Source organism: Austwickia chelonae NBRC 105200 (genome assembly GCF_000298175.1).
Taxonomy (GTDB): domain Bacteria; phylum Actinomycetota; class Actinomycetes; order Actinomycetales; family Dermatophilaceae; genus Austwickia; species Austwickia chelonae.
Genome location: NZ_BAGZ01000008.1, coordinates 658,142 through 671,831, shown reverse-complemented (window position 1 = coordinate 671,831; position 13,690 = coordinate 658,142). Strand labels below are relative to the sequence as shown.

Below are 13,690 nucleotides of genomic sequence, written 5' to 3'. Positions count from 1 at the left end.
TAACCTGGGCCGGTTATGCGCAAAACTCTTCCCCTGTGACCGGCCATGCCCGTAGACTGAATCAACCGAGCAGAGCCTGACGTCTCACCGGAAATCACCACATGAACTGCGTGTGGACTTCCGCGGACAAGTGAGGCACTGACCGCGTGGAACAATCCGGCCACCACCGACGTTGGCCTGGTCGCGCTGGCGTCGTCGCACGAGACGAGACCCGACGCACACGCTTAATAGTGGCCGATCGTCGCCACGTTCCTTCTCCGTCGCCATCCGATAGGGAAGAGACGTGACGTCTTTCCGGGGATGTTCCCGCCCGTAACCGGAAAACCCGCACACACACAGGAGCTTGATGATGGATTGGCGCAACCGCGCTGCGTGCCTGGAGGAGGACCCCGAACTCTTCTTCCCCATCGGCAACACCGGCCCTGCCCTGCTGCAGATCGAAGAGGCCAAGGCCGTCTGCCGACGCTGCGACGTACAGGACACCTGCCTGAAGTGGGCTCTCGAGTCCGGCCAGGACGCAGGCGTCTGGGGGGGACTCTCCGAGGACGAACGCCGCGCCCTCAAACGTCGCAACGCCCGCGCACGCCGCGCCAGCTGAGGACACCCGACAGACTTCCCGGAGGCGGGCGGCCCGACCACAATGGTCGCAGCCGCCCGCCTCCGCGTGTCACGCCCCGGCCGTCGCCCTGCGCAACCTGGCCCGGAAGATCACCTGCGTCCCCTTCGGCTCGTACGGACGCCACTCGATGGTCCCCCTCAGATCCTGCACCAGTGCGCTCACGATCTGAGTTCCCAAGCCTGAATTCCCCGGACGGAAATCATCCGGAAGCCCCGACCCATCGTCGGCGACCACCACCGTCACGTACTCGTCATCGCCCTCCTGCCCACGCTGAGCGTCGATCGTGACCGTCCCCCCACCCGGACGCAACCCGTGCTCGACCGCATTGTGAACCAACTCGGTGACGATCATCGCCATCGACGTGGCGTCCTCAGCGCTGATCATCCCGAAACTCCCCGTGCGCCTCCAGGAGATGTCGTCATCCTGATTGGCGACCTCCACCACCGCGTTCAACGCCCGCGCGACGATGTCGTCGAAATTGACGACCTCCTCCAGACCCTGACTGAGCGTCTCGTGCACCAGAGCGATCGTCGCCACCCTCCGCACCGCCTCCTGCAAGGCCGCCTTGGCATGATCATCGGTCACCCTGCGCGACTGCAGACGCAACAGCGCCGCCACCGTCTGCAGATTGTTCTTCACCCGATGATGGATCTCCCGGATCGTGGCATCCTTCGTCAACAGCTCGCGCTCACGGCGACGCAACTCGCTGACATCACGCAGCAGGACGACCGCGCCGATCCTCGCCCCACCCTCCGTCAACGGAATCGCCCGCAGCGACAAAGTCGCATAACGCGATTCCACCTCCGTGCGCCAAGGAGCCCGCCCGGTCACCACCACGGCCAAGGATTCGTCGACCTGGGTATGCCCGGGGATCAGCGCAGTGGTGACCTCACTCAACGAGACCCCCTCCACCCCGCCGTGATGCCCCAACCGATGCAATGCCGAAATCGCATTCGGACTGGCATAGGTCATCACCCCCTCGATGTCCAGGCGGACCACCCCGTCACCCACCCGCGGCGCGCCACGACGCATCCCCGTCGGAGCACCAGCCATCGGGAACTCCCCCGAGGCGATCATCCGCGCCAAGGTGTCCGCGATCCCCCGGAACGTCAGTTCCAACCGGTTGGGCGAACGCATCGTCGCCAGATTGCTGTGCCGGGTGATGACCGCGATCACCCGCCCACCGTGAACCACCGGGATCGCATCCTCACGCACCGGAACCTCGTCACGCCACTCCGGCACCCGGTCACGGATCACCCGGCCCCGACTCGCACACAGCTCCAGGAGCGCCTGACGGCCCGCCCCCGCCACCGAACCCACGATGTCGTCGAAGAAGACCAACGGGCCGGTATTCGGCCGCACGTGCATCGCCGCCACCCAGCTGCCCGGAGCCAATCTGGTGTCGTAGACCCAGAGCACCAGATCGGCGAACGACAGATCCGACAGGATCTGCCAGTCACCCACGAGAAGATGCAACCAATCGACATCGGCTGCCCCCAGACCGGGGTGCTCCTGAAGGACATCGTTGAGTGTCGGCACGGCCCGAGCGTACCCGTGAGCACCCGGAGCTCGCTCTGCGCCATACCCGAAGGACACCGCCTGGAGCGGAACACCCCCCCCCCGGCGGTCCCCCCGCCGATCCACCGGCCCCGGACGTCGACGGCGCCTCACCCTCCCCCGTAGAGAAGGACGAGGCGCCGTCGACGTCCGGCATACCGCCCGATCAGCCGACAGCACCACCGGCCCGCGCCACCCCGCGAAGAGTGCGCAATGCCACCGACAGAGGTGCCAACCCGGGCTGCTCCAGATCATCGATACCGCTCAACGCCGCACGAGTCCGCTCCATCGCCGCCGCATTGGTCTCCAACCAGGACGCCAACCGCTGCGGAGCTTCCTGCGACAGCTCCGTAGAGGTCACGATCGAGCGGGTCAACGACTCCAACGCCGAATAGAGATCGTCCCGCATCGCGCCACGGGCCAGAGCATCCCACCGGTTCTTCCGCGGAAGCTCCGCCACCCGGCCGAGCATCCCGTCCACCCCGAAGTGCTCCGACGTCGCGAAGTACACCTTCGCCACCTCGACCACCGGCTGGTCCAGATCCTGCGCCAGCTCCACGATGTCCAGACAGGCGTACAGGTCCAGCAAGCCCGCCCAACGCACGGCCAAGGCCTCCGGAACTCCCGCCTCCATCATCTGCTGCGCGCTGGCCCGCTGACGCTCCGCCTCCTCACCGACGAGCAGATCGGGCAGCTGCGCACCCAGATCGGCGATCGGTGCACTGAACCGCTCGATCTCCGCCGCTACATCGACCCGCCCCGGACGCCGCTGCAACAACCACCGCACCGAACGGTCCAGCAACCGACGGAACTGCAGATACATCCGCGTCTGGATGTCCGTGGAGACCACATTGTCCAACTGTTCCACTGCCTCGACGAACGACCTCAGGTCGAAGATCTCCCGCGCGATCACGAAAGCCGTCGCGATCTGCTCCGGGCTGCCCCCCGTCTCCTCGGCAGCGCGGAACATGAAGGTGATCCCGCCGCGGTTCACCACCGAGTTGGCGACCGAGTTGACGATGATCTCCCGCCGCAACGGATGCTCGTCCAGATGATCGAGATAGGACTCGCGCACCGCCGGCGGGAAGTACTCCGCCAAAGTACTGCGGAACCACGGCTCGTCGGCCAACCCACTCTCACTCAGATCGGACTTGAGAGCCAGCTTCGCGTAAGCCACCAGCACGGAGAGTTCCGGCGACTCCAACCCGTCACCGTTCTGCTTACGACGGTTGATCTCGGCCTCGTCCGGCAGGAACTCCAACGCGCGGTCCAGCTCACCGCGCTCCTCCAACCACCGGATGAAACGCTCGTGCACGGCCAACATCACCGAGTTCTGACTCCGGGCGTTGCCCAACAGGACGTTCTGCTCATAATTGTCCCGCAGCACCTGACCCGCCACATCACCTGTCATCGAGGCGAGCAGGGCGTTGCGCTGCTTCAAGGTCATATCGCCCTCCCGGGTCATCCCGGTGAGCAGGATCTTGATGTTGACCTCGTGGTCGGAGGTGTCCACCCCGGCCGAGTTGTCGATGGCATCGGTGTTGATCCGCACCCCGGCCGCTGCTGCCTCGATCCGTCCCAGCTGGCTGCACCCCAGGTTGCCGCCCTCGCCGACAACCCGGCAGCGCAGATCCCGGCCGTCCACCCGAATGGCGTCATTCGCCCGGTCGCCGATCTGCGCAGAGGTCTCCGTGGACGCCTTCACATAGGTACCGATGCCGCCGTTCCACACCAGGTCGACCGGCGCCAGGAGAATGGCCTTCATCAACTCCGCAGGAGTCATCGCGGACACCGAATCGGCGATCCCCAGCCGCTCCTTGACCTGGGGACTCAACGCGATCGACTTCGCCGTCCGCGGATGGACCCCACCACCCTCACTGATCAACGCACGATCGTAGTCGTCCCAGGACGACCTCGGCAGGTCGAACATCCGCCGACGCTCGGCATAGGACACCGCCGCGTCGGGAGCCGGATCGAGGAAGATGTGCCGGTGGTCGAAAGCCGCGACCAGACGGGTGCACGGCGACAACAACATGCCGTTACCGAAGACGTCACCGCTCATGTCCCCGACACCGACCGCGGTGAACTCTTCGGTCTGGATATCGACGTCCAGCTCCCGGAAATGCCGCTTCACCGACTCCCAGGCTCCCCTGGCGGTGATACCCATGCCCTTGTGGTCGTACCCGGCCGAACCACCGGAGGCGAAGGCGTCGTCCAGCCAGAAGCCGTAGCTCTGGGCGACCCCGTTGGCGATATCACTGAACTTGGCCGTGCCCTTGTCGGCCGCAACCACCAGGTACGGGTCCTCCGGGTCATGACGTACGACCCGTTCGGGCGGCACGATCTCCCCGCCGACCCGGTTGTCGGTCACGTCCAGCAAGGAAGAGATGAACAGCTTGTAGGAGGCGATACCCTCCGCCAGCCAGGCGTCCCGGTCGACGGCCGGATCGGGTAGCTGCTTCGCGAAGAAGCCACCCTTGCTCCCGGTCGGGACGATGACCGCGTTCTTGACCATCTGCGCTTTGACCAGACCCAGGATCTCGGTCCGGAAATCCTCCCGCCGGTCGCTCCACCGCAGACCGCCGCGGGCGACCTTGCCGAAGCGCAGATGCACGCCCTCGACCCGGGGGCTGTACACCCAGATCTCGAACATCGGTCGGGGCGCGGGGATATTCGGCACCTGCTTCGGATCGAGCTTGAAACAGACCGTCGGTTTCACATCCGGGACGAAACCGTCCTCCCCGGCACGAGGAGTCTGGTAGAAGTTCGTCCGCAAGGTGGCTTGGATGACGCCCAGGAAGGAGCGCAGGATGCGGTCCTGGTCGAGGCTGGCCACGTCGTCCAGTGCGGCCTGGATGCGCTCGATGACCTCGTCCTGCGCAGCCTGACGTTCCGAGGAGGCCAGACCGCCGAACAGGTCCGGGTCGAAACGTTTCTCGAACAGTTCGACCAGGTGACGGGCCAAGACCGAATGCGTCGTGAGCGTCCCCTCCTGGTACGACTGGGTGAACGGGGTCCCGGTCTGCCGTTGGTACTTGGCCACGGCGCGCAGGATGACGACCTGCCTCCAGTCCAGTCCGGCGGAGAGCACCAAGGCGTTGAACCCGTCGCTCTCCGCCTCACCCGACCAGATCGCTTTGAAAGCCTCCTGGAACCTGCTGCGGGCTCCTTCGGGGCCACGGGTCCAGGACTCCTCCTGATCGGCACGGATCCCGAAGTCGTAGATGTGGACGACGGTGCCATCGGCCCCCTGCAAGCGGTACGGGCGTTCGTCGGTGACCTCCAGACCCATGTCGGTGAAGATCGGCAGGATCGCCGTCAACGACAACGAACCCTGGCGGTAGAGCTTCAGTCGTCGCTCCCCCGTAGGTGCCCCCGGGACGTGATAGACGTTCAGCCGCAGATCGGTGCTGTCACCGAGCTGCTCGGCATGGCGGAGATCGGCGATCGCCACCCGCGCCTGGAAGTCCTCCTTGTAGGCCTCGGGGAAGGCATCGCCCCACCTGGAGAGCAGACGGGCGGCGGCTTCCTCGCCGCACTCGGCCCGGCCCGCCTCGCTGAGGTCCTCCGCCCAGGTTCGGGCCGCCTCGGTCACCTGGCGTTGCAATTCGTCCAGATGCGCATCGGGCACTTCGGTGCCCTGCTTGACCCGGACCACGAAGTGCAGCCTGGCCAGGGACGATTCAGAGACCCGCGTCGTATATTCGACGCTCTCGCCCTTGAAGGCCCTCTTGAGCAGGGCCTCCAGGCGCAGGCGCACCGTCGTGTTGTAGCGGTCCCGGGGGATGTAGACCAGACAGCTCATGTACCGGCCGTAGTCGTCCTTACGCAGGAAGAGCCGGGCCTGACGGCGCTCGTGCAGGTGGACGACCGCCGTGGAGATCTCGGACAGCGCCTCGACGTCGGACTGGAAGAGTTCGTCGCGGGGATAGGTCTCCAGGACCTCCAGGAGATCCTTGGCCAGGTGGCTGTCGGGCGCGAAACCGCTCTGCTCGATGATCCGCTGGACCTTCTGGGCGATATAGGGGACCTGGGTCACCGAATGCGTGTAGGCGCCGGCGGTGAAGAGCCCGATGAAGCGGCGTTCCCCGGTGACCTCGCCCGACGGCGAGAAGGTCTTCACCCCGACGTAGTCCAGGTAGACCGGGCGGTGCACGGTGGAGATCGTATTGGCCTTGGTGACCACCAGGACCTTCTTCTCCCGCGCCTTCTGCGCCACAGGCCCGGTCAACCGGTTGAAACCTGACGCGGCCGGGTTCTCGGCGTCGTACCGCATGAGGCCCAGGCCAGTACCGGGGACCGGCTCCAGGATTTCGCCGTCGATGTCCGAACCCAGCGTGTACTCCCGGTAGCCCAGGAAGGTGAAACGCCCCTCGGAAAGCCATCTGAGCAGAGCACGGGCTTCTTCGACCTCGTCGTTGTCGATCCCTGCCGGAGGGAATTGGACGAGTTCCTCGGCGAGGTCCTGTGCCCGCTGGGTCATCCTGGGCCAGTCCTCGACCGCGACCCGGACGTCGGCGAGGACCCGGCGCAGTCCGACGGCGAGCTCCTCCCTGGCCTGGGGGTCGCTCTCCCGGTCGATCTGCAGGTGCATCCACGATTCGACGCCGACGCCGAATTCGTCCGGAACCTCTTGCCCACGGACGTCGAGGACCTCTTGCAGCACGCCGGCGGCATCCCGTCGGACGACGAGCTGCGGGTGTACGAGCAAGTGCACGGAACGGTTCTCCCGGGCCAGATAGGCCGACACCGAGTCGACCAGGAAGGGCATGTCGTCGGTGACGATCTCGACGACCGTATGCCCGGTGGTCCAGCCCTCCTGCTCGACCGTGGGGGTGAACACGCGCACATTCGCCGAGCCGACCGGGCGTTGCCCGGCCAGGGAGCGGTGGGAGAGGGCAGCGCCCACGAGGTCCTCGGGACGCCGCGCCAGCAGGTCCTCGGTAACAACGTGCCGGTAGTAACGTTGCAGGAGCCGTTCGGCCGGTTCCCCGGGCGAGCGCCCGACGAGTTGGGCTGCCGAACGGAGCAGCTGGTGACGAGACTCTTCCAAGGTCAAGGTCATGAGGGGACTCACCTTCAGGTCCATCGGACACACCGATCTGCGGTGGTTGCTTCAGGTTATCCACGCGGTTGTGCGTTGCCCGAGCACCTGAGGGCTGGTTTCGCATTTTTCGCTCGGATGAGCTACTTCGGACTAGTCCACAGGGGTCATCACGGTGGCGCCCCGGGAACGGTCGGGGGCCCTACCCTGGTGCCCGTGATCCCCTCAGAAGCTCCGTCGCCCCGCTCCGAGCCTCCGGTGTGCTGTCCTCTTCCCGGTCGACGGTTCGCCGAGGTCCTCGGCGATCTCCCGGTGGACATCGGTCGGCAGGCCGAGCAGCGGACGGTCAGGGACACGCTCGACGCCTTGGCCGCGCTGGCCCTCGCGCTGGACGAGCCTCCCCGATGAGCGCCCGCGGCGACGACGGAACCGACCCGCGGTTGTACACCGACGCGGCATCCGTTCGGGCGGCGGCAGCCGTCGTCGGGCAGGAGATCCGTCGTTGGCGGACGATGTCCTCCGAGCGCGCGGACAGCCCTGGCGGGCAGGTTCTTCAGGAGTCGGCCGCGGTCTTGGCGGCTGCGTTGACCGGTTATGCCGAGGCGATGTCCGCGGCGGAGGCGCTGTGGCAGCGTGCCGGGTCGGATGATCTGCGTCATGAGGCGGTCGCCGCGGCAGGGCGGGCGAGAAGTCGGCTCCGGAAATGTTGTGTCGAGCTCACTGCGGCATGTCGGGCTGCGGCCCGGTCCGGTCCGGCCGGAGACATGGGTCTGCAGGATGCGGGTCGGACCGACGACGACGGTTAGCGTTGAAGGTATGAGACTTTCTGTCCGACTGACGTACCCGGCCGCGCCGGAGACCGTGGCCGAGATGTTCGCCGACGAGGGGTTCCATCGCGCCTTGTGCACGGCGACGGGGGACGCGCAGGCCACGATCACGGTCGAGAGCCAGGGCCCGGGGTTGTCGGTGACCACGGCGCGCCGGCTGTCGACCGACGGGTTGCCCGACATGATGAAGTCCTTCGTCGGTTCGACGGTCACCGCGGTGCAACGGACCCGTTGGTCCGCGCCGGCGGCTGACGGTCGTCGGGATGGGCAGGTCGAGGTGGAGGTCCGGGGCACCCCGGTCCGGCTGTCGGCGCAGGCGGTGTTGTTCCCGGAGGGAGAACGCACCTGTGTCTCCTATGTGGGTGATCTGACGGCCAAGGTGCCCTTGATGGGTGCGGCGGTCGAGCGGGCCACGGAGCCCTTGGTGCGTTCGGCCTTGGAAGCCGAGCAGCAGGTCGGTGAGACCTGGCTCCGGGAGCGTTCTCAGGGGTGATCCGGGGGGTGTGCCGGTTCAGAGTTCCCCACGGGCGAGTCGACCCAGTTCGGTGACGTCGTACCAGAGGAGTTCGTCGTCCGGCCCGGCTCCGGTCTCGGCGGCGTGGACTGCGACGAGGTCGGCGGCATGGACCGGTCGGTCGAGGACGACCTCGAAGCCCACCCAGCCGTCCCCGTCCTCCACGACGGTCAGGGTCGATATCGGTAGGTCGACGGCGGCGACGACCACCCGGGTGCCGGGTTTCTCCTCGGCGACGATTTCGGCGGCTACCAACAGGGCGTCGTATTCCAGGTCTTCCTCGTCGTCTTCCGGGAAGGCCGCACGCACCTGGGCGGTGACCGCGCTGGCGCGCACCTTTCCGACGTCGAGGGGATGTCCTTCGGCCAGTCTCGTCAAGCCGTCCTCGCCCAGCGCCAGGTACACCCGGATGTCACGCACGTGTCCGTCCTCCTCCGATGTTCTCGACGTGGGTCGGTCCGTGTCGAGAGCTGTTGTCAGTTCGTTCAGGGATTCCCGGGTGAAGGTCGGGAAGGTTCCGAGATCCTGCATCGTGCCACGGTCGCCGTTGAATCCGATACCGACCGTCCCTGCATAGGACGTCAGGCCGATGGAGAGGGACTGCCCCTGGGCGAGGGGGATGATCGGGTAGCAGATGGTCATCCGGGCCCCGGCGACCCACAAAGTGTGCTCGGGTCCGGGCACGTTGGTGATGACCAGGTTGAAGAAGCGGCGGGCTGCGGCATGGCCGAGCTGGGCCCCCACGTGGTGCAGGGTCGATGGTGCGAAGCCTGCGATCTGGGCGAGCGCGTGTCCGCGTACTGCGCGTCCTCCCCCGACCTGGCGGCGCATCTGGAAGGTGATCTGGTCGAGCCGCATCAGCGGGTCGGGTTCTCCTACCGGAAGGTCCACGAAGCACGCTCGGACGGACGGTCCCATTCCGACTGCGGTCTCGGAGTCGACGACGCTGACCGGGACCAGCGCTCGGACTCGGGCGGCGTCGTGGACCGGTTCGCCTCGGCTCTGCAGCCAGGATCGTAGGGCACCGGTGAGCACGGTCAGTACCACGTCGGTGACCGTGCATTCCCGAATATTGCTGAGGTGGTGGTAGCTGTCGCGGACGTCGCGGAAATCGGTCAACGGGACCCGGGTGAGAGCGATCCGTCGTGCGACACCGACCGTGGTGTTCAACGGGCTGGGCGGGGCGGGGTCGGCAGCGGTGCGGGCCATGGCTCCGGCGATCGTCCTGGTGTGTCCGAGGACTTTTCCGGCCATGTCGGTGAGCTCGCTGAGCCCGCCGGCGGCCAGGTCGAACCAGCGTTGGGGTCGGGTGGCCAGTGTCATCAGCGATGAGGCGAACAGTTCGGTGTCGGTGGGTTCCCGGGAGGGTGCCGGTTCGGGGGGCCGTTCTCCGTCGGGTGCGGGTTCGGGGTCGAGGAGAAGTTGGGGGATGTCCACGGCGGCGATTCCGTCGACCAGCGCCTGATGGGTCTTGGTGACCAGCGCGATCTGTCCGTCCCGCAGCCCTTCGACGATGTACAGCTCCCACAGCGGGTGGGACCGGTCGAGCGGCCGGGACATGATGCGGGCGACGAATTCCTCGAGCTGTTCCTGGGTGCCGGGGCGGGGCAGCGCCGAGTGTCGGATGTGATAGGTCGGGTCGAAGTCGGCAGCGTCGACCCAGATCGGCGGGGCGATCCGTCCTGGGATCTCTCGTACTTTCTGTCGGTATCTGCGGACCCCTGCGGTCCTGGAGATGACCAGCTCGGTGAGCTGTTGCCGGTCGATGCCCTCCGGTCCGGCTTCGAGGAGCAGGACCGATCCGGCGTGCATCGCCGTGGTCGGGCTCTCCAGGTACAGAAAGGATGTGCCCAAGGGGCTGAGGTGATCCTCCACGGTTCCATGCTCACACAGGCGGGTTCGTCCGTGACGTGCAGAGGGCGGTCAGCGTGTGCGAAGTCTGTGCGGCCACCGGCGTCCGTGTCCGGTTCGACGGCGGGTGTCCGGTGGTGCCGGCGTCCGGTCCGTCAGGATCCGGGCGAGCGCGGTGAGTGGTTCTCGTGCCGGGGAGTGGGGTGCGCATTCGGCAAGGGTTCGGCCTTCGAGGGTGGCCAGGTCGAGGGCGGCTCGGTCGTCGGGAACGTAGACGGCTTCACGGATTCCGGCGAAACGGTCCAGGGCTGCGGCGAGTGCGTTGCGCGGGTCGGGTCCGACGGCTCCGGCGCGTACCCGGTTGAGCACGATGGTGCGTGCCTGAGGGGTCTGGACGGTGTCCAGTTCTTGGAGTCCGCGGACGAGTCGTTGCAGGCCTATGGGTTCGGCTGCGCCGACGACGACGAGATGGTCGGCGTGGGCGAGTGAGGTCAGGGTGCTGGCGTTGCGGCGGGGCGCGGCGGTGTCATAGCTGAGTTCTTCGTCGTCCTCCAGGTTGAATCCGCAGTCGATGACGACGAATTCGAAGGCGAGGCGGGACATGTGCAGGACGTCTTCGAGGGGTGAGGGTCGTAGTTCCGGCCAGCGGTCGGCGCGGGTGATGCCGGTGAGGACCGAGAGGCGGGTGGAGACCGTGGAGCAGTATCTCTGCAGGCCGGGCCGGTCGAGGTGCCCTTGGTTAGCTGCGCGGACGGCTCCGGCGAGGCCGGGTGATTCGTCGAGGAGCCCGAGGAGCTGGGCTTGCACGCCGCCGTAGGGGTCGGCGTCGATCAGGAGGGTGTGTGATCCGGCGAGGGCGGCTTCTTCGGCGAGGTTCAGGGCGATGGTGCTGCGGCCGGGCGCTCCTGCGGGTCCCCAGACGGCGATCGTGCGGCCGGGGAGGTGCTCGTCGTGGTCGTCCGAGGGGTTGTCACCGGCGGGTGCGGAGGTGCGGGTGAGCATGACGGTGGCGTCGCCGGTGGGCCGTGTCTGTGGTTCGGAGGCCCATTGTGCGAGGTGGCTGGTCAGGTCGGGGAGCAGCCGAGGGGTGTCTGGGTCCTCGTTCGTGGGGTCGGTTCTGGTCTCTTGGGTGCGGTGGGTTTCGGGTGGGAGAGGGGCGGTCTGCGGTGGCAGCGGTCGGCCCAGGAGTGCGGTTTGTAGCCGGTCTGCGGGGGTGTCGGCGGGCAGCACCGTGGCGATGCCGAGTTGGCGGAGGCGTCGTTCGTCTCCTTCGTTGCCAGGGCTGGTCATGCCGACGACGTGGACGCCGGCGGCGTGCAGTTCGGCGACGGCTGTGCGGTCCAGTCCGGGGAGGGTGCTGCCGATCAGCGCGCATTCGCCGAGGTGGGCGGCGGCGGTGGAGAGGAGTTCGGGGAGGTCTGCGCAGCGGCGGACGAGTTCTATCCGGGCGCAGGCGGTGAGCGCTTCGACGACAGCGGTTTCCCAGGCCTGGGGGACGGCGAGGAGCAGTGTGGTGCGCATCATCGGTCCCGTTGTGCGGAGCCGGTGGTGGGGACGAGGGTGATCTTGGCGCCTTGATCCATGGCTCCGACGAGTCGTTCGACGTCGGCGTGCGGGATGTGGACTTGGACGGCGGTGGCTCCCAGTCCGGCCAGTCGGCCTTCTTCGGGGTCGGGGACGCGTCCGACAGGGGCTGCTTTGACGGCTTTGCGTGGGGTGCCGAACTGGGAGGTCCCGGCGACGAGCTGTTTGTCGTTGATCCAGATGTCGACGGTGGATCCGACGATGAGCATGCGGGCGGTCTCGGCGGGGACCGGGATGACGACGGGGGTGCGCCCGCCGTGTTCTCCTGGCGCGATGGCGGTATGTGCGAGGAGTTCTCCTGGCCGGACTTCTCGGACGACGACGGCATCGGGGAGGGGTTCGTCGGCGGGAAGATATTTCTCGGAGGTCTCTCCGAGGGCGACGTCGACGCGGGTGAGTCGGTCGGCGGTGAGCCGTTCACCGGGGATGAGCGCATGGGTGGCGGCGTACATGGGTGCGGTGTGACCTGCTGCGGCGACGACGCGGGCACCGGTAGCGACAGAGGCAACGATGAGGAGGACACCGATGAGCAATCTGCTGTCACGCCAGTGCGGTCGGCGTAGTCGGCGGGCGTGGGTGCTCTCGGACATGGCGGGTCCCCCTGGGTGCGGCGTCTTCCGGCGGTCTGTTGCGGGAGCGGTCGGCGCGCGCTCCTGTACGAGCGTCCATTATGCCATTTGTCTGTTTTATGCCGATATATCTCCCGTTCGGACCTGTGGACGACGCAACGCCTCCCCGACCTGCCATGTGATAGACAAAACAAGAGGTCGGGCAGGGCGCCCTCCACCTCCGTCGATATCCGTCCCACACAGAGGCAGAGCCATGTCACGCCGTTTCCTCCCGCTCTCCGAGGTCTGCGAGATGCTGGCGATCTCGTCCGCCCAGGGGTATGCCCTGGTCCGGTCCGGCGAGTTGCCGGCCATCCAGATCGGCGGACGCGGTCAGTGGCGGGTGGACACCGACGTCCTCGAGGAGTTCATCCAGGGCAAGTACGCCGAACAGCAGGCGGCGGCCAAGGAACAGCGCGAAGCCCGTTTCTGACTTCAGGATCCGATTGCCAGAAGAGGACTCGCCTCAGCCGAGGCTCACACAGACCAGGGCATACAGGGGGAGGCACCGACGGCCCTGTACGTATTCCCCCCTGCGCGGCAGGTCGAGGGGGTGTTCGGAGAGGTCGAGATGGTCGGCGCCCACGACGTCCACGGTCCCGGTCAGGCTGCGCCCGGAGAGATCCTCGAGTACGACGGCCACTCTGTCCCGGGCCAGTGCGCGTAGGGCATAGCCCAGTCCGAAACGCCGGATGCGCGCGGCCTGCCGGGCCCCTGCGGATCGGCCGCCCAATCCGGTGATCTGGACCACGGCCGCCAGAGGCACCAGGTGCCTCCTTCCGTGCTCCGCGAGTACGACGAAGTCCGCGCCGATCTCCTGAGGTTCGCCCTCGACGCGTTGTCCCCCGGCCAGCAGGATCGCCAGCTTCCCTCGGTGGACCGCCAGTCGGTCGACCAGGGTGACGGTGGCGCGCTCTCGACGCGTCCGGTCGGCGACCTCAGCCGCCCGGCTGGCCTGCGCGTCGGCATCCCACTGGGCTTCCAGGTCTTCGAAGAGTCGTTCCCAGCGCACCTTGCCCGCCTTCCTCGTCCCGTCGCAACGAGGCGCCCGCCTGTCGCGCCGGTTGATCACCGCACCACCGTGCG

11 protein-coding genes are annotated in these 13,690 nt (G+C 67.2%); 5 read left to right on the top strand and 6 right to left on the bottom strand.

Annotated features, from left to right (window positions below; genetic code table 11):
- Window positions 1-349: 349 nt before the first annotated feature.
- On the top strand, window positions 350-598 hold the full coding sequence (locus tag AUCHE_RS09685; protein WP_006503122.1) for a WhiB family transcriptional regulator: 249 nt from the start codon (window positions 350-352) through the stop codon (window positions 596-598).
- A 69-nt stretch (window positions 599-667) separates the two neighbouring features.
- Here AUCHE_RS09685 and AUCHE_RS09680 read toward each other — a convergent pair whose 3' ends face one another.
- Together AUCHE_RS09680 and AUCHE_RS09675 are read right to left on the bottom strand one after the other, a co-directional pair.
- Entirely contained in the window at window positions 668-2,158 is a 1,491-nt protein-coding gene (locus AUCHE_RS09680) for a sensor histidine kinase (protein WP_006503121.1), read from the bottom strand.
- A 184-nt stretch (window positions 2,159-2,342) separates the two neighbouring features.
- Window positions 2,343-7,241 (bottom strand): NAD-glutamate dehydrogenase, encoded by a 4,899-nt coding sequence (locus tag AUCHE_RS09675; RefSeq protein ID WP_040322097.1) that lies wholly within the window; start codon window positions 7,239-7,241, stop codon window positions 2,343-2,345.
- Between the two features lie 195 nt (window positions 7,242-7,436).
- Here AUCHE_RS09675 and AUCHE_RS16625 point away from each other — a divergent pair, with 195 nt between their 5' ends.
- The 3 genes from AUCHE_RS16625 to AUCHE_RS16230 are packed head-to-tail and all read left to right on the top strand — an operon-like array spanning window position 7,437 to window position 8,540.
- Window positions 7,437-7,628 (top strand): hypothetical protein, encoded by a 192-nt coding sequence (locus AUCHE_RS16625; RefSeq protein ID WP_143114833.1) that lies wholly within the window; start codon window positions 7,437-7,439, stop codon window positions 7,626-7,628.
- Complete coding sequence (locus AUCHE_RS16960; RefSeq protein ID WP_006503119.1) at window positions 7,625-8,026, top strand: hypothetical protein; 402 nt, start codon at window positions 7,625-7,627, stop codon at window positions 8,024-8,026. Before AUCHE_RS16625 ends, AUCHE_RS16960 begins: the two co-directional genes overlap by 4 nt.
- A 10-nt stretch (window positions 8,027-8,036) precedes the next feature.
- Entirely contained in the window at window positions 8,037-8,540 is a 504-nt protein-coding gene (locus AUCHE_RS16230; protein WP_006503118.1) for a DUF2505 domain-containing protein, read from the top strand.
- A gap of 18 nt (window positions 8,541-8,558) precedes the next feature.
- On the opposite strand, the gene AUCHE_RS09660 is transcribed toward AUCHE_RS16230, so the two are convergent.
- The 3 genes from AUCHE_RS09660 to AUCHE_RS09650 form a co-directional block, all read right to left on the bottom strand.
- Window positions 8,559-10,415, bottom strand: coding sequence for a WS/DGAT/MGAT family O-acyltransferase (locus AUCHE_RS09660; RefSeq protein WP_246785320.1), 1,857 nt, complete (start codon window positions 10,413-10,415; stop codon window positions 8,559-8,561).
- Between the two features lie 69 nt (window positions 10,416-10,484).
- The gene (locus AUCHE_RS09655) at window positions 10,485-11,933 is read right to left on the bottom strand and encodes an AAA family ATPase (RefSeq protein WP_040321870.1); all 1,449 of its coding nucleotides are present in this window, start codon (window positions 11,931-11,933) and stop codon (window positions 10,485-10,487) included.
- Complete coding sequence (locus tag AUCHE_RS09650; RefSeq protein WP_006503115.1) at window positions 11,933-12,586, bottom strand: CpaB family protein; 654 nt, start codon at window positions 12,584-12,586, stop codon at window positions 11,933-11,935. The genes AUCHE_RS09655 and AUCHE_RS09650 overlap by 1 nt, the downstream gene beginning before the upstream one ends.
- Window positions 12,587-12,818: 232 nt before the next feature.
- Here AUCHE_RS09650 and AUCHE_RS09645 point away from each other — a divergent pair, with 232 nt between their 5' ends.
- Window positions 12,819-13,037 carry a helix-turn-helix transcriptional regulator gene (locus tag AUCHE_RS09645; RefSeq protein ID WP_006503114.1) on the top strand — a complete coding sequence of 73 codons (219 nt, stop codon included), beginning with the start codon at window positions 12,819-12,821 and terminating at the stop codon, window positions 13,035-13,037.
- A gap of 33 nt (window positions 13,038-13,070) precedes the next feature.
- Here AUCHE_RS09645 and AUCHE_RS09640 read toward each other — a convergent pair whose 3' ends face one another.
- Window positions 13,071-13,676 (bottom strand): hypothetical protein, encoded by a 606-nt coding sequence (locus AUCHE_RS09640; RefSeq protein WP_245706796.1) that lies wholly within the window; start codon window positions 13,674-13,676, stop codon window positions 13,071-13,073.
- Between the last annotated feature and the right edge of the window lie 14 nt (window positions 13,677-13,690).

Bases quoted from the DNA above. Each gene is read 5' to 3' on its own strand.
- AUCHE_RS09685 (WP_006503122.1), top strand. From the start codon at position 350: ATGGATTGGCGCAACCGCGCTGCGTGCCTGGAGGAGGACCCCGAACTC.
- AUCHE_RS09645 (WP_006503114.1), top strand. From the start codon at position 12,819: ATGTCACGCCGTTTCCTCCCGCTCTCCGAGGTCTGCGAGATGCTGGCG.
- AUCHE_RS16230 (WP_006503118.1), top strand. From the start codon at position 8,037: ATGAGACTTTCTGTCCGACTGACGTACCCGGCCGCGCCGGAGACCGTG.
- AUCHE_RS16960 (WP_006503119.1), top strand. From the start codon at position 7,625: ATGAGCGCCCGCGGCGACGACGGAACCGACCCGCGGTTGTACACCGAC.
- AUCHE_RS09650 (WP_006503115.1), bottom strand. From the start codon at position 12,586: ATGTCCGAGAGCACCCACGCCCGCCGACTACGCCGACCGCACTGGCGT.
- AUCHE_RS09655 (WP_040321870.1), bottom strand. From the start codon at position 11,933: ATGCGCACCACACTGCTCCTCGCCGTCCCCCAGGCCTGGGAAACCGCT.
- AUCHE_RS09675 (WP_040322097.1), bottom strand. From the start codon at position 7,241: ATGACCTTGACCTTGGAAGAGTCTCGTCACCAGCTGCTCCGTTCGGCA.